At 65.9% G+C, this 22,311-nt stretch carries 19 protein-coding genes, 3 tRNA genes and 2 pseudogenes; 11 read left to right on the forward strand and 13 right to left on the reverse strand.

Annotation, left to right across the window (positions count from 1 at the left end; genetic code table 11):
* Both CWS39_RS24605 and CWS39_RS24610 read right to left on the reverse strand, forming a co-directional pair.
* Nucleotides 1–358, reverse strand: a pseudogene (locus CWS39_RS24605) (heavy metal translocating P-type ATPase); the annotation flags it as partial.
* Nucleotides 355–735, reverse strand: coding sequence for an ArsR/SmtB family transcription factor (locus tag CWS39_RS24610; protein ID WP_431306183.1), 381 nt, complete (start codon nt 733–735; stop codon nt 355–357). The pseudogene CWS39_RS24605 and the gene CWS39_RS24610, both read right to left, overlap by 4 nt.
* Before the next feature lie 82 nt (nt 736–817).
* Here CWS39_RS24610 and CWS39_RS24615 point away from each other — a divergent pair.
* Nucleotides 818–1,411: pseudogene (locus CWS39_RS24615) on the forward strand (class I SAM-dependent methyltransferase); the annotation flags it as partial.
* A 46-nt stretch (nt 1,412–1,457) separates the two neighbouring features.
* Nucleotides 1,458–2,063, forward strand: a complete 606-nt coding sequence (locus tag CWS39_RS24620) for a methyltransferase family protein (protein ID WP_197419930.1) — start codon at nt 1,458–1,460, stop codon at nt 2,061–2,063.
* A gap of 28 nt (nt 2,064–2,091) precedes the next feature.
* Here CWS39_RS24620 and CWS39_RS24625 read toward each other — a convergent pair.
* From CWS39_RS24625 to dnaA, 11 genes are all read right to left on the reverse strand, one after another.
* Nucleotides 2,092–2,162, reverse strand: a tRNA-Ala gene (locus tag CWS39_RS24625).
* A gap of 78 nt (nt 2,163–2,240) precedes the next feature.
* A tRNA-Ala gene (locus tag CWS39_RS24630) sits at nt 2,241–2,311 on the reverse strand.
* Between the two features lie 262 nt (nt 2,312–2,573).
* Nucleotides 2,574–2,647: transfer RNA gene (locus tag CWS39_RS24635), tRNA-Ile, on the reverse strand.
* Between the two features lie 58 nt (nt 2,648–2,705).
* Nucleotides 2,706–3,530, reverse strand: a complete 825-nt coding sequence (locus CWS39_RS24640) for a DUF3566 domain-containing protein (protein ID WP_102145516.1) — start codon at nt 3,528–3,530, stop codon at nt 2,706–2,708.
* A 51-nt stretch (nt 3,531–3,581) separates the two neighbouring features.
* The gene (gene gyrA / locus CWS39_RS24645; RefSeq protein WP_102145517.1) at nt 3,582–7,358 is read right to left on the reverse strand and encodes an intein-containing DNA gyrase subunit A; all 3,777 of its coding nucleotides are present in this window, start codon (nt 7,356–7,358) and stop codon (nt 3,582–3,584) included.
* A 10-nt stretch (nt 7,359–7,368) separates the two neighbouring features.
* Complete coding sequence (gene gyrB / locus CWS39_RS24650; protein WP_102145518.1) at nt 7,369–9,396, reverse strand: DNA topoisomerase (ATP-hydrolyzing) subunit B; 2,028 nt, start codon at nt 9,394–9,396, stop codon at nt 7,369–7,371.
* A gap of 221 nt (nt 9,397–9,617) precedes the next feature.
* Complete coding sequence (locus tag CWS39_RS24655; protein ID WP_102145519.1) at nt 9,618–10,175, reverse strand: DUF721 family protein; 558 nt, start codon at nt 10,173–10,175, stop codon at nt 9,618–9,620.
* Nucleotides 10,172–11,320 carry a DNA replication/repair protein RecF gene (gene recF / locus CWS39_RS24660; protein ID WP_102145520.1) on the reverse strand — a complete coding sequence of 383 codons (1,149 nt, stop codon included), beginning with the start codon at nt 11,318–11,320 and terminating at the stop codon, nt 10,172–10,174. The genes CWS39_RS24655 and recF overlap by 4 nt, the downstream gene beginning before the upstream one ends.
* 6 nt (nt 11,321–11,326) lie before the next feature.
* On the reverse strand, nt 11,327–12,220 hold the full coding sequence (gnd, locus tag CWS39_RS24665; protein ID WP_102145521.1) for a phosphogluconate dehydrogenase (NAD(+)-dependent, decarboxylating): 894 nt from the start codon (nt 12,218–12,220) through the stop codon (nt 11,327–11,329).
* Nucleotides 12,221–12,248: 28 nt separating this feature from the next.
* The gene (dnaN, locus tag CWS39_RS24670) at nt 12,249–13,448 is read right to left on the reverse strand and encodes a DNA polymerase III subunit beta (RefSeq protein WP_102145522.1); all 1,200 of its coding nucleotides are present in this window, start codon (nt 13,446–13,448) and stop codon (nt 12,249–12,251) included.
* A 518-nt stretch (nt 13,449–13,966) separates the two neighbouring features.
* Nucleotides 13,967–15,469, reverse strand: a complete 1,503-nt coding sequence (dnaA, locus tag CWS39_RS24675; RefSeq protein WP_102145523.1) for a chromosomal replication initiator protein DnaA — start codon at nt 15,467–15,469, stop codon at nt 13,967–13,969.
* Nucleotides 15,470–16,018: 549 nt separating this feature from the next.
* On the opposite strand from dnaA, the gene rpmH reads away from it, so the two are divergent.
* From rpmH to CWS39_RS24720, 9 genes are all read left to right on the forward strand, one after another.
* Nucleotides 16,019–16,162, forward strand: coding sequence for a 50S ribosomal protein L34 (rpmH, locus tag CWS39_RS24680; RefSeq protein WP_085254171.1), 144 nt, complete (start codon nt 16,019–16,021; stop codon nt 16,160–16,162).
* 21 nt (nt 16,163–16,183) lie between these two features.
* On the forward strand, nt 16,184–16,543 hold the full coding sequence (gene rnpA, locus CWS39_RS24685; RefSeq protein WP_102145524.1) for a ribonuclease P protein component: 360 nt from the start codon (nt 16,184–16,186) through the stop codon (nt 16,541–16,543).
* Nucleotides 16,540–16,869, forward strand: a complete 330-nt coding sequence (yidD, locus tag CWS39_RS24690) for a membrane protein insertion efficiency factor YidD (protein WP_102145525.1) — start codon at nt 16,540–16,542, stop codon at nt 16,867–16,869. Before rnpA ends, yidD begins: the two co-directional genes overlap by 4 nt.
* Nucleotides 16,870–16,912: 43 nt before the next feature.
* Nucleotides 16,913–17,956 (forward strand): membrane protein insertase YidC, encoded by a 1,044-nt coding sequence (gene yidC / locus CWS39_RS24695; RefSeq protein ID WP_233213675.1) that lies wholly within the window; start codon nt 16,913–16,915, stop codon nt 17,954–17,956.
* Nucleotides 17,957–17,995: 39 nt separating this feature from the next.
* Nucleotides 17,996–18,532 carry a R3H domain-containing nucleic acid-binding protein gene (locus tag CWS39_RS24700; RefSeq protein WP_102145527.1) on the forward strand — a complete coding sequence of 179 codons (537 nt, stop codon included), beginning with the start codon at nt 17,996–17,998 and terminating at the stop codon, nt 18,530–18,532.
* Between the two features lie 62 nt (nt 18,533–18,594).
* Nucleotides 18,595–19,296: a 16S rRNA (guanine(527)-N(7))-methyltransferase RsmG gene (gene rsmG / locus CWS39_RS24705; protein ID WP_199178296.1), complete on the forward strand. Its 702-nt coding sequence runs from the start codon at nt 18,595–18,597 to the stop codon at nt 19,294–19,296.
* Complete coding sequence (locus tag CWS39_RS24710) at nt 19,293–20,318, forward strand: ParA family protein (RefSeq protein WP_306768847.1); 1,026 nt, start codon at nt 19,293–19,295, stop codon at nt 20,316–20,318. The genes rsmG and CWS39_RS24710 overlap by 4 nt, the downstream gene beginning before the upstream one ends.
* Nucleotides 20,315–21,310, forward strand: a complete 996-nt coding sequence (locus CWS39_RS24715; protein ID WP_102145528.1) for a ParB/RepB/Spo0J family partition protein — start codon at nt 20,315–20,317, stop codon at nt 21,308–21,310. The genes CWS39_RS24710 and CWS39_RS24715 overlap by 4 nt, the downstream gene beginning before the upstream one ends.
* Before the next feature lie 218 nt (nt 21,311–21,528).
* Nucleotides 21,529–22,311: an acetyltransferase gene (locus CWS39_RS24720; RefSeq protein ID WP_102145529.1), complete on the forward strand. Its 783-nt coding sequence runs from the start codon at nt 21,529–21,531 to the stop codon at nt 22,309–22,311.

A 22,311-nucleotide genomic window follows, 5' to 3' on the forward strand; every position in this document is an offset into this window, starting at 1 on the left:
ATTCTTCGAGGCCCTCGCTGATGGAGAACAGGAACGCCAGCATGGCGGCTTCGCCGACCTCGCCGAGGATCACCGCGCCGATGGCGGCGATCGTCATCAGCGTGCCGACCCCGATCTTGCCTTGCGCTAACCGGCGCAGCGTCGAGGGTACGAACGTGTAGGCCCCGATCGCCAACGCCAGCGCATACAGGCCGATTTCGACCACATGGGGGCCGCCGGACCAGCCGACCGCATAGCCGGCCACCAGCACCACCCCCGCGGCTGCGGCCGCGCGTAGTTCGGGGATCTCCCAGAGCCGTTCGGGTTCCTGCTCGCCTTCGTTGCGGGCGTCGCTGCCGCAGCCGCACGCCTCGCTCATCGCGCTACCGTCCGTTCAGTCGGGTGGCCGTAGTTGGGGCACAAGGCGACGGCGTTGCCGGCCGCCTCCAACACCGCCTCGGCCGCGCGAAACATGTCCAGCAGTTCCGGCCGGGCCAGCCGATACACCGAGGCGCGGCCCTGGGGCCGGAAATCCACCAGCCCACAGTCGCGCAGGCACGCCAGATGCGACGACACCGTCGATTGCGCCAATCCCCACTCACCGGTCAGATCCACCACCCGAGCCTCACCACCAGCTAGGCGGCGGGCGATCGCTAACCGGGTGGGATCGGACAGACTGTGAAACAACGCCACCGCCCCCGCCAACTCGTCGCGCGATGCACTCGGCGGCGCAGCACCCATACTTTTCATCGACATATCGCGATGATAGCCTACAACATAGATTGATCGGAATTAGTCGATGACAGCGCTTGCGATTGATGAAGGCTGAGGTGGCGCGGTGAAGCTCAACACCATCGAACGGGCAGCGATGAACAACCCGATTCGGGCTGCCCATCAACACCATCGGGAAGCCGCATGGTTTCGCCGCCTCGCCGGTGGCGACCTCACCGGCCAGGACGTACTCGAGACCGGCTGCGGACGAGGTGTCGGCTCCGAAGTCATCCTCGACCGGCTCCAGGCCCGCCACGTCACCGCATTCGACCTCGACGACACCATGGTCGAGCTCGCCCGCAAACGCCTCCATCACAGGCCCGTATCCCTGTCAGTCGGCGATGTCTGCGACATCCATCAGCCGACCGCCAGCCACGACACCGTCGTTGACTTCGGCATCATCCACCACGTCCCGCACTGGCAGCTGGCCGTCGCCGAGATCGCCCGAGTGTTGCGCCCCGGTGGGCTGCTGTTGTTCGAGGAAGTTCCACGCCGCATGCTCGACACCTGGGCGTTCCGCACATTCACCGTGCACCCACGCGAAAACCGCTTCGAGTCAGACGAATTCGCCGCTGAACTGGCCCGCCACGGCCTGCACGGCACCGCCCGCATCGAACACCACCTTCGCGGGCTCCTCTTCATCGCGGCCCCCCGAAAGATCTCACCTGCCACCCCCGCGACCACGAAAGCCGACCACGATGTCCGCGATGTACGCCATCATCGCCTTGCTCCTCGTCGCGGCTTTCTGGCTGCTCGACGGCTACGTGCGAGCCCGTATTCAACGCCATCGCACCGGCGACAGCGGCATCCGCATCCCTCGCACACCCAAACAGTGGTGGGCCCGAGGAACCCTGGCCTCCGGCATGCTGCTGCCCGGCATCGCCGCCCCCATCGCCGAACTGCTGGGCCTGCAGCCAGTGCCACTGTTGGACCACGGGCCCAGCCGCGTCGCCGGCATCATGCTCGCCGCACTGGGCGTGTTCGCCGCGTTCGGCGCCCAACGCGCAATGGGATCTTCGTGGCGCACCACTGTCGACCCCACCGAACGCCCGCCACTGGTCACCACCGGCATTTTCGCGATCGTGCGCAACCCCATCTACACGTCGATCAACGTCATGGTTATCGGACTAACCTTTGCGGTTCCCAACGGTATTGCACTCGCCGGCGTCGTGATGATCATCATCGGTAGTCAACTGCAGGTCCGCCTGATCGAAGAGCCCTACCTCACCGCCACCCACGGCCAGGCCTACCGCGACTACTGTGAGGCTGTCGACCGGTTCCTGCCCGGCATCGGGCGGATCAGACGGGCGTAGTGTCACCGCCGGCCGTACCGACCAAAGGTGGAGCCACGGGGAATCGAACCCCGATTTGAGCCTTGCAAAGGCCCCGTTCTACCGTTGAACTATGGCCCCGTCATGGATATGACCGTGGCGGTATCACCGCTGGTCACACCCACTTTCATCTACCNCGCCGGCCGTACCGACCAAAGGTGGAGCCACGGGGAATCGAACCCCGATTTGAGCCTTGCAAAGGCCCGGTTCTACCGTTGAACTATGGCCCCGTCATGGATATGACCGTGGCGGTATCACCGCTGGTCACACCCACTTTCATCTACCTCTCCTAGAGATAACGAGCGAACCCCTGACTTCTGCCTTGCAAAGGCAGCGCTCTACCAACTGAGCTAAGGCCCCTGGGTCACGAGGGTTGATCCGGCGCGACGTGCCAGACCTCGGCGCCGTGGCGAGACCGCCACACCGTGACGGCCACGGCCGCGATGGCGCCAACGGCGAGCAGAAAAGCCAGCCTCATGGTGCCCCTCTCCGTGGGCCTAGGAGGACTCGAACCTCCGACCTCTTCGTTATCAGCGAAGCGCTCTAACCGCCTGAGCTATAGGCCCGTAATCTCATACGGCCGAGCGACGAGATTACCGCAATCGCGCCCCGCCGCCCAAACTGTCAGTCCCGGTCCGCCAGCGTCACCTCGATGCCGCCGACGATGTCGGTGGTCAGGTTGTAGATGAACGCCCCGATGGTCGCCATGGCGGACAACAGCACGATGTTGACCAAGCCGATCAGCATCGCACCACCGAAGATGGTGCCGCTGGAGACGATCTCGCCGCCGGTGCTTCCGCTCGCGCTCGTCAACAAGTCGCCGACGTTGCTGTTGAGCTTGCTCCACACGCCCATCCCGCCGAGCACCAGGTACAGGAAGGCCACCGCGATCATCCACACAAAGAACAGGGCGACGGACAACACCAGCGAGACCTTCAGCACGCTCCACGGGTCGATCCGGCGGATCTGCATGCTGGCCCGCACTGGGCCCTGATGTCGGGTGCCGACCTGGATGCGCGTCGTCGGGGCGCTGTCTCGCGTCGCAGGCTCGGGGGTGGCGCTGCTTGTCCTGCGCTGCGGCGGCCGCGGCACCGGCCCGGACAGATCCGGCAGCTCGCTGGCGTACACCTCGGTTCGTGTGTGCTCGCTGCGCTCACCGCGCAGCGGCGGCGGGGGTGGGGCTGGAACCTCGTCAGCGCTCGACGCGGTACCTGACATGAACCGGTTCAACCGCTCATCGACACCGGTTGACCCGCGGGCCGGCTGCTCGGACGCCGACTGCGCGCTGGCCGCTCGCGAGGCGCCGCGCTGCCACGGCGGAACGTCGCCTGCATCGGCGATCCGTGCCGTCGCCCTGTCCTCCGACGCCGCGCTACCGGGCGTCGAGCCGTTGGCGCTGGCCGGGCGTTCGCCCGTTCGTGGGTGTCCCGGCTCGCTCGGTGAAGTCACCTACGGCTCCTTAGCTCTGTCCGACCGCCCGGCTGGCAATCGGCCGTCGCGTCACGTCGCGTCGGACTCGGTGCCCTCGGCGGCCTCGGCCTCGGGCCCCTCCTCGGCGTTTCGCGCGACCGCAACCAGTGTGTCGCCCTCGCCCAGGTTCATCAAGCGAACGCCCTTGGTTTGCCGCCCGGCCTTACGGACCTGGCGCGCCGCGGTGCGGATGACACCGCCACCAGAGGTGATGGCGTACAGCTCGGTGTCGTCGTCGACGATCAACGCTCCCACCAGGTTGCCACGCCGCTTGTCGTACTGGATCGTCAGCACCCCTTTGCCGCCGCGGCCCTGCACCGGGTAGTCCTCGATGGCTGTTCGCTTGGCGTATCCGCCCGACGTCGCTACCAGCAGATATGTCTCCGGACGGACGACGTTGAGGGACAACAGCCGGTCGTCGGCGTTGAACCGCATACCCTGCACACCGGAGGTGGCCCGGCCCATCGGCCGCAGCGCCTCGTCGGTTGCTGAGAAGCGGATCGACTGCCCCTTGGCGCTCACCAGCAGCAGGTCGTCGGAGGCCGAGCACAACACCGCGCCGACCAACTCATCGCCGTCGCGCAAATTGACCGCGACGATGCCGCCGGAACGGTTGGAGTCGAAATCGGTGAGCTTGCTCTTCTTCACCAGCCCGTTGCGGGTGGCCAGCACCAGATACGGCGCGTCCTCGTAGGACTTGATCTGGATGACCTGGGCGATGCGCTCCTCCGGCTGGAAGGCCAGCAGGTTGGCGACGTGCTGCCCGCGCGCCGTGCGCGACGCCTCGGGCAGGTCGTAGGCCTTCGCCCGGTACACCCGGCCCTGCGTGGTGAAGAACAGGATCCAGTCGTGGGTGGAGCAGACGAAGAAGTGGTTGACGATGTCGTCCTGCTTGAGCCCGGCGCCCTGCACGCCCTTGCCGCCGCGTTTCTGGCTGCGGTACAGGTCGGTCTTGGTGCGCTTGGCGTAGCCGGTTTCGGTGATAGTGACGACGACGTCCTCGCGGGCGATGAGGTCCTCGTCGGTGACGTCGCCGTCGGCGGCCACGATGCGGGTGCGACGGTCATCGCCGTACTTCTCGACGATCTCCTTGAGCTCGTCGCGCACAATGGCGCGCTGGCGCTCCGGCTTGGCCAGGATGTCTTCCAGATCGGCGATCTCGGCCTCGATCTTGGCCAGGTCGTCGACGATCTTCTGACGTTCCAGTGCGGCCAGCCGGCGCAGCTGCATGTCCAGGATCGCCTGCGCCTGGATCTCGTCGATGTCGAGCAGCTCGATCAAGCCTTGCTTGGCAACGTCGACCGTCTCCGACGCCCGGATCAGCGCGATGACTTCGTCGAGCGCGTCGAGCGCCTTGACCAGGCCGCGCAGGATGTGGGCCCGTTCGTTGGCCTTGCGCAACCGGTAGGTGGTGCGCCGGACGATGACGTCGAGCTGATGGTCGACGTAGTGCCGGATGAGCTGGTCGAGCCTCAGCGTGCGCGGCACCCCGTCGACGATCGCGAGCATGTTCGCGCCGAAGCTGGTCTGCAGCTGGGTGTGCTTGTAGAGGTTGTTGAGCACCACCTTGGCCACGGCGTCGCGCTTGAGCTCCACGACGATGCGCAGGCCGACGCGGTCGCTGCTCTGGTCCTCAATGTTGGCTATTCCGTTGAGTTTTCCGTCGCGGACCTGCTCGGCGATCGAAGTGATGAAGTTGTCGTGGTTGACCTGATACGGCAGCTCGGTGATGACGATGCCGGTGCGGCCGCGGTTGTCCTCTTCGATCTCGACCACGCCACGCATCCGGATCGATCCGCGACCCGTCTTGTAGGTGTCCTCGATGCCTTGCGAGCCGACGATCAAACCGTGCGTGGGGAAGTCGGGGCCCTTGACGCGTTCGGTGACGGCGGCGAGGGTGGCCTCTTCATCGGCGTCGAAGTTTTCCAGGCACCAGTACACGGCCTCGGCGAGCTCACGCAGGTTGTGCGGCGGGATGTTGGTCGCCATGCCGACCGCGATGCCGCCCGAGCCGTTGGCCAGCAGGTTGGGGAACCGGCTGGGTAGAACCGTCGGTTCCTGTACACGGCCGTCGTAGTTCGGAATGAAATCGACTGTCTCCTCGTCGATTTCACGCAGCATCTCCATCGCCAGCGGAGTAAGCCGCGCTTCGGTGTTGTGGCTGACGAAGCCGTTGGTGATGAACGCGTGGTCCTCGGTGTCGACGCGCAGGCTGTACACCGGTTGCACGCCGGCATCGGTTACCGACGCGACGCGCGCGTAGTAGAAGCGGCCGTCGGTGAGTTCGGATGCGATCGCGCGGACATCGGGGTCGGCGATGCGGCTCAGGATCTCAGCCCCGTCTCGCTGCCACCGCGAATGCCGGTCGATGCTGTGCTTGCGCAACCATTCCTTATCGACCCAACGGCTTCCGCAATGCTTGCGGATGAACTGAGCGAGGCCTGGAACTTGGTCGCCGTCGCGTCCTGCAGCAATTTCAGGCAGTTCCGCGAGAATGGCTCGCAGCTTCGTCTGCTTGGCTCCCCCGAAGCCGATCTGGGTTGCGAACAGTTCCGCCTGCGCGCGGCTGGTAAGCACAACCTTGTGCTCACCGGTGGCGTGGAGATAGCGCCGCGAGACGACACCGAATTCCAGCAGCATCTGCTGGACGTCTTTTGCAAGCTGCTCGCTGCGCGTCGAGTAAGACACCTGAATCGTGTTGCGCGGCAGTGCAGAACACGACCCGTCGCCCTCGAACAACGCCTGTAGGAACACTCGCTTGACCGCTGCCGGTGCGTTCCACAGCCATTCCGGGACAGCTTTGTCTGCCGATCGCTGACCGACGAGATCGAAGAGCCGCGTCTTCCGTAGTGCTGAGAGGTTGTGGATGTCCAGCTCGAGCAGCCTCGAGCCCGATGCGATCATCCGCTCCGAGACATAGCGGCTACCGCCCACAACGGCGTCGTATGCGGCGACGACCATGTTGAAGTAGTCGCGATCCAAGTTGTTGAAGCCGGCCCGCTGTTCCGAAACGAAACCCTCGCTGATGAACGCACCGAGAAGCAGCGCCTCGAACGCGTCGTGCCAATCGGCGGGACCGAACTCCATCGGCGGAGTGCGCTGCAGAACAACGTGATCGTCAGGCCGGATTTCTTCGATCAGCTTCCACAACAGCGTGGGTACGCCGCCGACGTCCACGAGACAGAGCAGCGGGTGGTTTGCCGTACCGGTGACCTCATAACCCTCGGTCGTCCGAACCGTATACGTCTGATGCTCACCTGAGTGGAAAAACTGCTCGGCGAGGACCGGGTTTCCGTGGCGGTCGAGGACCTTGAGCTCGAGAGCGTTGTCTGAGTTTGGCCGGGCACCGGGGACGACGTCAGCGATCCTCACCGATTGCCCAAACGGCAAGCGCACCAACGCATCACCCGTAACGCAATACCTCATCGCAGCCGGTGGGTCGTTGCCCGGCGAACCGAAGTTGCCCTGGCCGTCGACCAGGGGATAGCGCAGCGACCACGGCTGGGCCATGCGGACCAACGTGTCGTAGATCGACGCGTCGCCGTGGGGGTGGTAGTTGCCCATCGTTTCGGCAACGGAGCGCGCCGATTTCGCGTGGCTGCGGTCCGGCCGGAAACCGGAGTCGAACATTGCGTACAGCACACGGCGGTGCACCGGCTTGAGGCCGTCGCGGACCTCCGGCAGCGCCCGGCCGACGATCACGCTCATCGCGTAGTCGATGTAGCTGCGCTGCATCTCCTGCTGGATGTCGACCGGCTCGATGCGGTCTCCTGCTTCGTCGCCGGGCGGCAACGTGGTGTCAGTCATTCGATGAGTCCTATACGTCTAGGAAGCGAACGTCTTTGGCATTACGGGTGATGAAGCTGCGACGCGCTTCGACGTCCTCGCCCATCAGAATCGAGAACAGCTCGTCGGCGGCGGCCGCGTCGTCCAAGGTGACCTGACGCAGCACCCGCACCGACGGATCCATGGTGGTCTCCCACAGCTCCTTGGCGTCCATCTCGCCCAGACCTTTGTAGCGCTGGATGCCGTCGTCCTTGTTGATCTTCTTGCCGGCCTTGAGACCGGCTTCCAACAGGCCGTCGCGTTCCCGGTCGGAATAGGCGAATTCCGGTTCGGCGCGTTGCCATTTCAGCTTGTACAGCGGCGGCTGCGCCAGGAACACGTGCCCGTTCTCGATCAGCGGTTTCATGAACCGGAACAGCAGCGTCAGCAGCAGCGTCGAGATGTGCTGGCCGTCGACGTCCGCGTCGGCCATCAACACGATCTTGTGGTAGCGCAGCTTGCTGATGTCGAACTCGTCGTGGATGCCGGTGCCCAGCGCCGTGATGATGGCCTGGACTTCGGTGTTCTTCAGCACCCGGTCGATGCGCGCTTTCTCGACGTTGATGATCTTGCCACGCAACGGCAGGATCGCCTGGAACATCGAGTCGCGGCCGCTCTTGGCCGAGCCGCCGGCCGAGTCGCCCTCCACCACATACAGTTCCGACTTCCGCGGGTCGGTGGAGCGGCAGTCGGCCAGCTTGCCCGGCAATCCGCCGATGTCGGTCGCGCTCTTGCGGCGCACCAACTCGCGCGCCTTGCGCGCGGCGATACGGGCCTGCGCCGACGAAACAGCTTTGTTGACAACTGTTTTGGCTTCAGCGGGATTGGCTTCGAACCAGTGTCCCAGCTGTTCGTTGCAGATCTTCTGCACGAACGACTTCACTTCGGTGTTGCCGAGCTTGGTCTTGGTCTGGCCCTCGAACTGCGGCTCGGCGACCTTCACCGAGATCACCGCGGCCAGTCCCTCGCGGATATCGTCGCCGGTGAGGTTGGGATCCTTGTCCTTGAGCAGCTTCTTGTCTTTGGCGTACTTGTTGACCACGCTGGTCAGCGCCGCGCGGAAGCCCTCTTCGTGGGTGCCGCCCTCATGGGTGTTGATGGTGTTGGCGAAGGTGTGCACCGACTCCGAGTAGCCGGCGTTCCACTGCATCGCGACCTCGACTTCGTGGCCTTCGCCCTTACCGGAAAAGTCCACGATGCTTTGGTGGATCGGCGTTTTCGTGCGGTTGATGTGCTTGACGTAATCGACCAGCCCGCCGGGGTAGTGGAACGTGCGCTGCTTGACCTTGTGCGGGCCGGCCTCTTCGGCCGCCTTCTCCTCGGCGGACTTCGGTGCCTCGGCGGTGTCACTGACCACCTCGTCGACGACCTCGGTCGAACTGACCCGCTCGTCGACGAGTGTGATGGTCAGGCCCTTGTTGAGGAACGCCATCTCCTGCAGCCGCCGGGCCACCGTCTCGAAGTCGTACGTGGTGGTTTCGAAGACCTCCGGATCGGCCCAGAACCGCACCGTGGTGCCGGTCTTCTTGGTCTTTTCCCCCTGCTTGAGGGTGCCCGGCACCGAACGGTCGTAATGCTGGAACCACTCGTAGCCGTCGGTCATGATCTCGACCTCGAGCCGGGTCGACAACGCGTTGACCACCGAGACACCCACACCGTGCAGGCCACCCGACACCGCGTAGGCCTCGCCGTCGAACTTGCCGCCGGCGTGCAGCTGCGTCATGACGACATCGACGGTCGGGATGCCGGTGGCGTGCATGGCCACCGGGATGCCGCGGCCGTCGTCGCGCACCTCCACCCCGCCGTCCTCGAGGAGTCGCACGTCGACGCGTGTGGCGTAGCCCGCCATCGCCTCGTCGACGGCGTTGTCGACCACCTCCCAGATGAGGTGGTGCAGGCCCCGCTCACCCGTCGACCCGATATACATGCCGGGGCGTTTGCGAACAGCCTCTAGTCCCTCGAGAATTTGGATGGATTCGGCGCCATATGCCGGCTTGGCAGTCTTCTTCGCAGCAGCCACGGGCGGACAGGTCTCCTTGGGGGTCGAATGCGAGCGGATCAATGCCGCTGCAGGTCTCGGGGTCAGTCTACCGGTTAGTCACGACAGGACCGATTCTGCGGCGGCGTTTCTCGCCATCTAGTTGCGACGTACACCGAATTTCTCGGACAAAGATAGGTCTTGACGCTGTAGAAACCGGCTCACACTGTTATGACGCCTCTCAGCCGACATCGGTTCCGTCGTTATCCATACGTGTCGCGCGGCCCGCGGCCGGCGATGTGGTAGCGGCCCTTCCGCCACGACGGCGCCGCCGGACCCACGATCTTCAACGATTTGACCACGCCGTCTCCAACCGCAGCGGCGATCTTGGCCAGCAGTTGCGCCTGCACCATGCGCAATTGCGTAGCCCACGCCGTCGATTCCGCGGAGACGGTCAGCACCCCGTCACGCAGCGACGTCGGTGTCGCATGCGCGGCGATCTGTTCACCGACCACCCCTGGCCATCGCCCGAACACCGTGCCCTCCGCCACCCGGGTGGACCATCCGCGGCTGCGGGCGAGCTCCGAGGTCACGGCGCCGAGCAGCTGAGGGTCCCGCGGGTCCGGCCCGGGACCAGACCAGCTGCGCCGCCTGCCGGGAGTGGCGACCCGGCGCTTCGGCGACGTCTGGCCGCGCCCGACGTCCTTGCCCTGGCTGCGCGCCGCGCCCCGAGCCTCTTCGAGGGTGCGGCGCACCAGATCCATGCCCGCCAGCCCGGCGAGATGCTCCGGCGGGCCTTGCGGCTGGTCCGGATCGCTCATGGGCTCACCACCGATACTCGACCACTGTCGTCATCACACATGTTGATCTCGATCCGGCGCACATCCCAGTCACCCGGAATGTCCTCATGGACGGCGGCCGTGACCAACACCTGTTCCGCCGAACCCGCGACCTGCGCCAGTGCTTGACGACGCGCGATGTCCAGTTCGGCGAACACATCGTCCAGAAGCAACACAGGATCCCCGCCTTCGGAGCGCAGCAGCTCATACGCGGCCAGCCGCAGTGCCAACGCCATCGACCACGATTCCCCATGGCTGGCAAAGCCTTTCGCCATCTGGTCACCGAGGCGCAATTCCAGATCGTCGCGGTGCGGCCCCACCAGGCACACGCCGCGTTCGAGTTCGGCGTCGCGCCGGCGCGCCAACGCATCCAGCAGCGCCGCCTCGAAGTACTCCGCCCCGTCGGCGTCGCCGCCGTCCAGGTCGAGGCTGCTGCGGTAGCGGATCGCCGCGGGGCGCGACGCGGGCGCCAGCAGTTGGTACGCCTTCTCCACCTCGGGCGCCAGCTCGTTCACCAGCTGCACCCGCGCCGCGATCAATTGCGCGCCGTGGGCCGCCAGGTGCCCGTCCCAGACGTCGAGCGTGTCCAGCACGTTGCGGTCACCCCGAAACCGTGCCGCCGCAGCTGTTTTCAGCAGTGCGGTGCGCTGCCGCACCACCCGGTCGTAATCCGCCCGGATACCGGCGACGGCCGGGCGCCGGGTGGTCGCGAGTTCGTCGAGATAGCGGCGGCGCTCCCCGGGTGCCCCGCGGACCAAGGCCAGGTCTTCGGGTGCGAACATCACCGCCCGCAGCACACCCAGGATTTCCCGCGCGCTGCGGACGGGGGACCGGTTGAGCCGGGCCTTGTTGGCCCGGCCCGCGGTGATCTCCAGGTCCACGGCCAGTTCCCGGCCGTCGTTGACAACGATCGTCGAGACCACCGCGCGTTCGGCGCCCGCCCGGATCAGCGGCGCGTCCGACGCCACCCGGTGTGACCCCAATGTGGTCGAATACCACAGCGCCTCAACGAGATTCGTCTTTCCATAACCATTCGGCCCGACGAACACGGTGCGGCCCGGTTCCAGGTCCAAGTCGGCTCGCGCCCAGGACCGGAAATCGGTCAACTCGAGATGGCGGACATACACCGTGGGCTATCCAGACTCACTGATCCTCTTGACCGCATGCCCGCCGAACTGGTTACGCAGCGCCGAGACCGCCTTCATCGCCGGCGACTCCTCCTGCCGGGAGGCGAACCGTGCAAACAACGACGCGGCGATGACGGGCATCGGCACCCGGTGGTTGATGGCTTCCTCGACGGTCCATCGGCCTTCGCCCGAATCCTCGGTGTAGTCACTGATCTGGCCGAAGTCCGGGTCCTCCTTCAACGCCTTGGCCAGCAGCTGCTGCAACCACGACCGCACCACAGTGCCGTTGGTCCACGCCTGGATGACCGCCTGCGTGTCGGTGATCAGGTCCTCGGCGGCCAATAACTCATAGCCTTCGGCGTAGGCCATCATCAGCCCGTACTCGATGCCGTTGTGCACCATCTTGGCGTAATGCCCGGCTCCGACCGGGCCGGCGTGGACGAATCCGTCTTCACGGGGCCCCGCCGGGCGCAGGGTGTCGAAGATCGGCATCACGCGTTCGACGTCGGCCGCGCTGCCGCCGACCATCAGCCCGTAGCCTTCCTTCAATCCCCACACGCCTCCGGACACTCCGGCATCGATGAACGCAATACCTTTGTCGCCCAACAGTTTTGCGTGCGGCGTGTCCTCAGTGAATCGCGAGTTTCCGCCGTCGATGACCAGGTCCCCCGGGCTGAGTTCGTCGGCCAGCGCGGTGATGGTGTCGTGGGTGATGGGACCCGACGGGACCATGACCCACACCACGCGTGGCGCGTCGAGCGCATCGGCGAGCGCCGCCAACGTCGGCACGTCGGTGACCTCCGGACGGGGGTCATAGCCGATGACTTCGTGGCCGCCTTCGCGCAGCCGCTCGCGCATGTTGAAACCCATCTTGCCCAGGCCGACCAGACCCAATTGCATGTGCGCCTCTTTCTGGCGATCGGGCCGGTCAGCCTGGCAGCCGCACCGGCATCAACAGGTAGACGTAATCGGTTTGCGCGGCCGGGAACGGACCCGTCGCACCGGCCTCGCCGTCATTCTCGGTGGCCGGCCGTAACACCGCCGGGCGACTGGGTGTCGTGAAACCGAACGTCACCCGCTCGGAATGCAGCGACCCCAACCCGTCGGTGAGGTATGTCGGGTTGAAGGCGATGGTCAACGGCTCCCCGGAGAACGCGACCGGCAGATCCTCCTCCGCACGGCCGACGTCATCGGCGCCCGCCGACAGATGCAGGACGTCATCGGCGAATTCCATGCGCACCTGCGCACCGCGGTCGGCGACCAGAGCGACGCGTTTGATGGCCTCCGTCAACTCCGCGACACCCATGGTGGCGATCGCGGTGTGTTCGGCCGGCAACAGCTGGCGGAACTTCGGGAACTCCGCATCCAGCAGCCGCGTGGTACTGCGCTTGCCCTGGCTGCGGATGCCCAGCAGACCCTCCTTGCCGACGGCCGAACCCGATCCCAACGACAGGTGCACGTCGCTGCCGTCAGTGCCCGCCTTCGCCGCTTCGGCCAATGTTTTGGCCGGCACCAGCACCGCCGCCTCGACGTCGGGCGACTCCGTCGACCAGGTCAGCTCGCGGACCGCAAGCCGGAACCGGTCGGTGGCCGCCAAAACCACCTTTTCTCCGGAGATCTCCACCCGGATGCCGGTCAACATCGGCAGGGTGTCGTCACGACCGGCGGCCACAGCGACCTGACCGATGGCTTCGGCGAACAGCTCCGCGGAGATCACGCCGGTGTCGTCGGGCAGTGCGGGCAGCGACGGGTAGTCCTCGACGGCCATCGTCGGCAGCGAGAACCGGGCGCTGCCGCAGGTCAACGAGACCCGGGTGCCCTCGACGCTGACGTCGACAGGCTTTGCGGGCAGCGCCCTGGTGATGTCGGAGAGCAACCGCCCGGATACCAAAACGCTTCCGGGCGAGGCGATTTCAGCGGCAACTTGCACTTCGGCCGACACTTCGTAGTCGAAACCCGAGATGGTGAGGCCGTCATCGTTGCCGGTGAGCAGCACACCGGCCAACACCGGAACCGTCGGCCGGGCCGGCAGGTTACGGGCCACCCAGGCCACCGCATCGGCGAAGTCCTCACGAACCAGACGGAACTTCAAATCGGTGAGACCAACCGTTGTCGTCGCCACGTCCATAGCGTCCCTTCGATCAACACCACAATAAGCTCTAACCAGCGGTTTCCCGGCGTTTCACCGCGCGTCACCCAGGATGCGTCGACGAGCAGGAACGGCTGTAGAAGAACCACCGTAGAGCTTTCCGCGTCAACTTGAAAGCTAATCGATCGGGGTGACAACCAGCGCTACAGACTCGCGTTGCGGGGGTCGGAACCCTACGTCCCCAACGGGTTTCTTCTGAGAAGAAGATTGAAGAGATTAACGAGTAACAGTAATAGGGCCTGTGCACATTGGGGATGAAGCGGTGTCGTCCCTGGATGGCTGGCGTGGCGTCTTGTGAATCTGTTGTGGAGGAACGGTGACTGAGTCCTCGCGCGCTGGGGACGCCGGACGGGTTGTGTAACAAGAGCCGTGTTGCCCGCCGGTTCATGCCGATGTTCTCCACACCGGTATGCACAAGGCCGGTGTGTGACGACTGTGACCGCCGTGGCGAAAGTTTTTGAAAGAATTTCGGGCCAGCGCCCGCATCGTGGGAACGCTCAGCGCTTGGCGCGCTGGCGGATGCGGGTGGTGAGTTCCTTGACGTGATCGAACACCTCACGCCGCTCGGCCATCTCGCCGCGTATCTTCTTCTCCGCGTACATGACGGTGGTGTGATCGCGGCCGAAGGCCTGGCCGATCTTCGGCAGCGAGAGGTCGGTGAGTTCACGGCACAGGTACATGGCGATCTGCCGCGACTGTGCGAGCGCGCGCGTCTTGCCCGGGCCGCGCAGCTCCTCGACGGTGGTTTCGAAGTACTCGGCCGTGGCGGCCATGATCGCGGCCGTGCTGATCTGCATCGTGGTGGCGTCCGAAATGAGGTCACGCAGCACGATTTCGGCCAGCGATTTGTCGATCGGTGTCTTGTTGAGCGACGCGAACGCGGTGACCCGGATCAGTGCGCCCTCGAGTTCACGGATGTTGCGTTCGATGCTGCTGGCGATGAGCTCGAGCACCTCGTCGGGCACATCGAGGCGATCCATCTGGGCCTTCTTGCGCAAAATGGCGATTCGGGTTTCCAGCTCCGGCGGCTGAACGTCGGTGATCAGTCCCCACTCGAACCGGGTGCGCAGCCGGTCTTCGAGGGTGGCCAGCTGTTTGGGCGGCCGGTCCGAGGAGATCACGATCTGCTTGTTGGCGTTGTGCAGCGTATTGAAGGTATGGAAGAACTCCTCCTGGATACCTTCCTTGCCTTCGATGAACTGAATGTCGTCGATCAGCAGCACGTCGATGTCGCGGTAACTGCGCTTGAACGATGCCTTGCGGTCGTCACGCAGCGAGTTGATGAAGTCGTTGGTGAATTCCTCGGTGGAGACGTACTTAACTCGCATGCCCGGGAAGAGGCGTTGAGCGTAGTTGCCGGCGGCATGGAGCAGGTGGGTTTTACCCAGTCCGGATTCACCCCAGATGAAGAGCGGGTTGTAGGCGCGCGCCGGCGCCTCAGCAATCGCGAGCGTCGCGGCGTGAGCGAACCGATTCGAGGCGCCGATGACGAACGTGTCGAAGGTGTAGCGGCGGTTCAGATTGACGGCGTTGGCTTCGTCGGACGGGTGGCTCGAGGGCCGGGGGCCGAAGTACGACGGCCAGCTTTCTTCGGCGCTGGCTTGGGCCTCGCGATCCTCGTCGACCTCGTCGGGATCGGGGGGGCTGCCGGCGTCGGAGTCCGGGGGCGGGTCGTCGTCAACCTCGTCGGCAGTAGGTTCGGCGATGCGCACACCCAGCTCGACGCGCTGGCCGAGCTGACGGCTCAGGGCGGTCACGATCGGCTCGCGTAGATGGCGTTCGATCTCGTTCTGGACGAACGGGTTGGGCACCGACAGCAAGGCAAACCCCTCGGTCATCACGAGTGGTTTGACCAGCTTTAACCAGGCTCTTTGCTGAGGCGTGAGGTGCGGGGCCGCGGGGCCGCCGTTGTTGTTTGCGGAAGGGTCAATTTCGCCGTTCAGTTCGGCAACGACGTTGTTCCAGACCGCGACGAACGGCGGATCGGGGTCAGCGGTCACAGGCTGGCACCCCCTCGCGGTCGGTCGATAGACGACCAAATGAACGATGACGAACTGTCCACATGGTTATCCACAGGTTGTGGACAAGAACAGCCGCCATCGCTCTGTTGTCTACCGGCGGGGAAGCTGTGTCTCCGGGGCGCGTCACAGCGGTTGCGGCGCTGTGGGCTCGCGGCCGAGTAGGCATCCTCGCGTCGTCGTTTTGTGGCCGTTCCGTTATGAAACGGCATTGCCAGAAGCTAACAGTTTTCTCCCCGAGTGCCAACCGTTCTGCAACTTTGATCATGGTGACTTTAGGGGTGTCGCGGGGCGGTGACGGGTGTGGCGCTTGTAAAGTATTTGGCCGCCGCCGGGCGAGGTTTGACCCAGCGAAATCTCGTCAGTACCCTCGAACAGTCGCCCGCACGTGGCGATACGGCTGCGACCCAGGAATTCTGGCAGACCGCGCCGGCTAGCAAGACGGACGAGCTTACCAACGGCGACCGCGTCCTCACCGCCAAGTGTCAAGGTGGGCAACGCGGATGCCACACGCAACGAGGAGATATAGCCGTGGCCAAGGGCAAGCGGACCTTCCAGCCCAACAACCGGCGCCGGGCGCGGGTGCACGGGTTCCGGCTGCGGATGCGAACCCGGGCCGGCCGGGCCATCGTGTCGACCCGGCGGCGCAAGGGCCGCCGTTCGCTGACTGCGTGAGTCGACGCAGGAACTAGCGCGGTGCTTCCGGCGCGGTACCGGATGACGCGGTCGACGGAGTTCAGTGCCACGGTCAGTCGAGGGATGCGAGCGGTGCAGCCCGATTTGGTCGTGCATGCGTTGCGTACCTCCGACGGTGCAGACGACGGTCCGAAGGTCGGCTTAGTGGTTGCGAAATCGGTTGGTAATGCGGTGGATCGACACCGGGTGGCGCGACGGCTGCGTCATGTGGCGCGCAACGTGCTCGCCGACTTGGACCCCGCTGACCGACTGGTGATCCGCGCGCTGCCGAGCAGCCGCACCGCCGTGTCGGCGCGCCTCGAACAGCAGCTGCGTAGCGCGGTGCAGAAGGTTCGGTCACCGGGCCGGGACCGCCGATGACAGGCGGGCGGGCACGGTCCGCGGCCGCGCGCGGTGTGATCTTCATCATCCAGCTTTACCGAAACACCATCTCTCCCTTGCGATTACCGTCATGTCGGTTCACTCCGACGTGCAGTCAGTACGCGGTCGACGCGCTGACGGAGTACGGCCTGATCCGCGGGTGCTGGTTGGCCGCCGTGCGGCTGTGCAAGTGCGGACCGTGGCATCGGGGAGGATGGGACCCAATTCCGGAGCGCGCCTCGTGCGATGGGCACCGGACCGTAGAAGCCGACGACCTTGTCTGGGCCAGCCCGGACAAGCGAGGGGAGAGCAAGCCGCGTGTTTAACTGGTTCAGCCTCGACATCATTTACTACCCGGTGTCGGCGATCATGTGGGTCTGGTACAAGGCGTTCGCGTTCTTGCTCGGGCCCTCCAACTTCTTCGCCTGGGCGCTGTCGGTGATGTTCCTGGTGTTCACCCTGCGCGCGATCCTCTACAAGCCCTTCGTGCGCCAGATTCGCACCACGCGCCAGATGCAGGAACTGCAGCCGCAGATCAAGGCGCTGCAGAAGAAGTACGGCAAGGACCGTCAGCGGATGGCGCTCGAGATGCAGAAGCTGCAGCGCGAGCACGGGTTCAACCCGATCCTCGGCTGCCTGCCGATGCTCGCGCAGATCCCGGTGTTCCTCGGCCTGTTCCACGTGCTGATGTCGTTCAACCGAACCCAGACCGGTATCGGCCGGCTGGGTCTGTCGGTCGAGGAGAACCGGTCGCTGTCCAATTACGTGTTCAGCGCGACAGACGTGGGGCACTTCCTGGACGCCAACCTGTTCGGCGCCCCGCTGGGCGCGACGATGATTCAGCAGCACGGCTTGGAGGCCTTCACCGAGTTCAACCGCTGGGCCGTCATCGGGGTCGGCGTGCCGCTGATGATCCTGGCCGGCATCGCGACCTACTTCAACAGCCGGGCGTCGGTCGCACGGCAGAGCCCTGAGGCCGCGGCGAATCCGCAGACCGCGATGATGAACAAGTTGGCGCTGTACGTGTTTCCGCTCGGCGTCGTCGTCGGTGGTCCGTTCCTGCCGCTGGCGATCATCATGTACTGGCTCGCCAACAACGTCTGGACGTTCGGTCAGCAGCACTACGTGTTCGGCAAGATCGAAAAGGAAGAAGAGGCCAAGAAGCAGGAAGCCCTGGAGCGCCGCGCCGCCAACGCGCCGGCGCCGGGCGCCAAGCCGAACCGCGCGCGCAAGGCTCAAGCCGCCACCTCCGAGAAGTCCGGCACTGCGGCCGACGTCACCGCCAAGGATGAAACCGCCGACGAGGCGTCGAGCGCGAGTGGCGCGTCCGGCGCAGGCAAGCAGAGTGCGCGCAGCGGGAGCGCCAACCGGACGCCCCGCCCGGGTGCGCGCCCAAAGAAGCGAAAGCGTTAAACACCGGCACGTGTCCGGGAGACGAGGGAGAAGACAGAGATGACCGACGCCGAGACGACCGAACGCAATCTCGACGACGACGAAGCCACGACGGGTGATCTGGACGACGATCTGGAAGAGCGCCTCGTGGCCGAGGGCGAGATCGCGGGTGACTATCTCGAAGAGTTGTTGGACCTGCTCGACTTCGACGGCGACATCGACCTCGACGTCGAAGGCGACCGTGCCGTCGTCAGCATCGACGGCGGCAGCGATCTGAACAAGCTCGTCGGCCGCAAGGGCGAGGTGCTCGATGCGCTGCAGGAGCTGACTCGGTTGGCCGTGCACCAGAAGACGGGCGAGCGCAGCCGGCTGATGCTGGACATCGCTCGCTGGCGTCGGCGTCGCCGCGACGAGCTGGCCGCGCTCGGGGAGAAGGTGGCGCGGCGCGTGCTGGAGACCGGTGAGCGTGAAGAGCTGGCGCCGATGACGCCCTTCGAGCGCAAGATCGTCCACGACGCAGTGGCCGCGATCGAGGGCGTCCGCAGCGAGAGCGAGGGCGTGGAACCGTCGCGCCGGGTGGTCGTTCAACCCGCCTGAGCGCCGGGAGTTACATCGGTGTAGTTCGATCGACGCCGGTGCGGTCCGCGAGGATCCGGAGGATGTTTCACGTGAAACATGTGGAGGTGCCCGCGGCACCGCGGGCTGCCGCCACGGTGTTCGGGGCCGAACTCGAGCGCGCGCAGCGATACGCGGAGATCCTTGCCGGCGCCGGCGTCGAACGGGGCCTCCTGGGTCCGCGGGAGGTCGACCGCATCTGGGACCGACACATCCTGAACAGCGCGGCGGTGGCAGAACTTCTGGCCGCTGGCGAGCACGTCGCCGACATCGGTAGTGGGGCCGGGCTGCCCGGGATACCGTTGGCACTGGCCCGTCCGGACGTCCGGGTGACGCTCATCGAGCCGCTCCTACGCCGCAGTGACTTCCTGCGGGAGGTCGTCGGTGAACTGTGCTTGGATGTCACCGTCGTTCGCGGCCGGGCCGAGGACGCGTCAGTGCGACAACAGGTGGGGGAGATGGACGCGGTGGCATCTCGAGCGGTGGCGTCGTTGGACAAGATCGTTCGGTGGAGCATGCCGCTGCTGAAGCCCGGCGGGCGGATGTTGGCGCTCAAGGGGGAGCGGGCGGAAGACGAAATTCGCGAACACCGGCGTGTGATGGCGGCGCTCGGCGCCGACGGTGTCAGGGTGGTGCCATGTGGCGCGGACTATTTGACTCCACCCGTCACCGTGGTCGTCGCACGGAGGGGAACGCAGATCGAGCGAGCGAATCGGTCACGATCAACGGGCAGGAGAAGAGCATGAGTCCGGCACCCGGCGCCGAAGGCGCACCCCCGGGCGGAGGGCCCATTCCAGGCCCACCGACCGCCGATGTTTCACGTGAAACATGGAACACGGCGACCGCAGATAAGCCGTGGGTCAACACCGCCGATCTGGACGCCGGCCTGGACACCCCGATCGGCGCGGAGGCCGAGCGCGCCGTGCGTCTGCTCCACGCCGCCCACGGTCAGCTGCCGCGACCGATCCGCCAACGCGTGTTCACGATCGCCAACCAGAAGGGTGGCGTCGGCAAGACGACCACCGCCGTGAACGTCGCCGCGGCGCTGGCGCTGCAGGGGTTGCGCACGTTGGTGATCGACCTCGACCCCCAGGGCAACGCGAGTACCGCACTGGGCATCGAACACCGCCCGGGCACCCCGTCGTCGTACGAAGTCCTCATCGGCGAGATCCCCGTGCAGGCCGCGCTGCAACGCAGCCCACACAGCGAGCGTCTGTTCTGTGTGCCCGCGACCATCGATCTCGCGGGCGCGGAAATCGAATTGGTCAGCATGGTCGCGCGGGAGGGACGCCTGCGCTCAGCCCTCGCCGAACTCAAGCACCACGACTTCGACTACGTGTTCATCGACTGCCCGCCCTCGCTCGGCCTGCTGACGATCAACGCACTTGTGGCCGCGCCGGAGGTGCTGATCCCCATCCAGTGCGAGTACTACGCCCTCGAAGGGGTGGGCCAGCTGCTGCGCAACATCGAGATGGTCAAGGCGCACCTGAATCCGGAACTCAACGTGTCGACCGTCATCCTGACGATGTACGACGGGCGCACCAAGCTCGCGGATCAGGTCGCCGAAGACGTGCGCACGCACTTCGGCGACAAGGTGTTGCGCACGGTCATCCCGCGCAGCGTCAAGGTCTCCGAAGCGCCGGGCTACGGGATGACGATTCTGGACTACGACCCCGGCTCGCGGGGCGCGATGAGCTACCTCGACGCCAGCCGCGAACTTGCCGAACGCGGCGCACCCGGACACCCACAGCAGGAGGCACGATCATGACCCAGCCGGCACGCAAGCGCAGCGGCCTCGGCCGCGGACTCGCATCGCTCATCCCCACCGGGCCGAGCGACGGCGAAGCGGTGGTGCCGGGTCACCGCATGGGCGACGCGGCGGCCGATGTGGTGCTGGGCGGAAGCAGCGGCGGCGCGACGGTGGACACCAACGGCCCCAACGGCATGGGTGCGGTTTACCGCGAGATCGATCCGGCGTCGATCGACCCCAACCCGCGTCAGCCGCGGCAGGTCTTCGACGAGGAGGCGCTCGCGGAGCTCGTTCATTCCATCCGCGAGTTCGGCCTCATGCAGCCGATCGTGGTGCGCGCAGTGCCCGGCGCGGGGGCCCAGCGGTATCAGCTGGTGATGGGGGAGCGGCGCTGGCGAGCCGCCCAGCAGGCTGGCCTGGCGACCATCCCCGCCATCGTGCGCGAGACCGCCGACGACAGCATGCTGCGCGACGCACTGCTGGAGAACATTCATCGGGTACAGCTGAACCCCCTCGAAGAAGCGGCCGCCTACCAACAGCTGCTCGACGAGTTCGGGGTGACCCACGACGAACTCGCCGCCCGGATCGGCCGGTCCCGCCCTTTGATCACCAACATGATCCGGTTGCTGCGGTTGCCCATCGCGGTGCAGCGGCGGGTCGCGGCAGGCGTGCTCTCGGCCGGACATGCCCGCGCGCTGCTCTCGTTGGAGGGCGGCCCGGAGCAGCAGGAGGAGCTGGCCGCCCGCATCGTCGCGGAGGGTCTGTCGGTGCGCGCCACCGAAGAGGCGGTGACGCTGGCAAACCGAAACGGTGACTCGACCAAGCCGGCCCCACGGCGCAAACCGATCCAGATGCCGGGGCTGCAGGACGTTGCTGAAAAACTGTCCACGGCGTTCGACACCCGCGTCACGGTGAGTCTGGGCAAACGCAAGGGCAAGATCGTCGTCGAGTTCGGCTCGGTCGAGGATCTGCAGCGAATCGTCGACTTGATGGACTCGGCGAAGCGCTGACCAACGACACGGCGTAATTACGTCACTGTGACACATGACCCCGAATCGGTGACGACGACCGCCGCCGGGTGTGCGAAAATCTTTGTGCAGCAAGATTTCTCGGCGCCGAAGGGGCCGCCGGCCCAGGAACCCGCCGAAAGTGGGCCGTTGCCGGCGCAGGCTCCTATCCTGGAATGGCAGCAGCGCACGACGGCACCGCGTGAAACCCGGGGAGTTTAGTGTCACTAAGAATCACGCCCCTGCAGCTCGACGGTTTCGAGCAGCTACCCAAGCACGCGCGCCGGTGTGTGTTCTGGGAGGTCGATCCGTCGACGCTGCGAGGCGACGATCACCTGGCAGACCCCGAGTTCGAGAAGGAAGCCTGGCTGTCGATGGTGATGCTCGAGTGGGGCTCGTGCGGTCAGCTCGCGATCCAGTGCGCACCGACACCGGGTGAAGTCACCGACGACGACGCCGCAATGCGGCCGGGGCCCACGGACGCGCCGTGCCTCGGGTACGCGTTCTACGCCCCGCCGGGGGCGGTGCCACGCGCCCAGCTCTTCCCGACGGCGCCCGTCAGCGCGGACGCGGTTCTGCTCACCACGGTGGGGGTGGAATCCGGGCACGGCGGGCACAGCGGACAAGGCACCGAGGGGCTACCGCATCGCCTGCTGGCGGCGGTGGTGGAGGACCTGGTCCGCCGCGGCGTGCGCGCCCTGGAGGCCTTCGGCCGCACCGCCGCGGTGGCGGAGCTCGCCAACCCCAGCGTGGTGCCGCCGGACCTGCGCCCCGTCGTCGAGACCCTCGGCGACTGTTCGGTCGAGCAATGCGTTGTGGATGCGGAGTTCCTCCGCGAGGTCGGCTTCAAGGAGGTCGCACCGCACCGCTACTTCCCCCGGCTGCGGCTGGAGCTGGAACAGGGACTGGGCTGGAAGGCGGACGTCGAAGCCGCGCTGGATCGTCTGCTGCAAACCGCACAACTGCAGCAGCCGGTCGGCGCAGGCGCCGGCCCCTGCTCCTGA

Origin of the sequence: Mycobacterium hubeiense (assembly GCF_002838065.1) — a bacterium.
Classification (GTDB): Bacteria; Actinomycetota; Actinomycetes; order Mycobacteriales; family Mycobacteriaceae; genus Mycobacterium; species Mycobacterium hubeiense.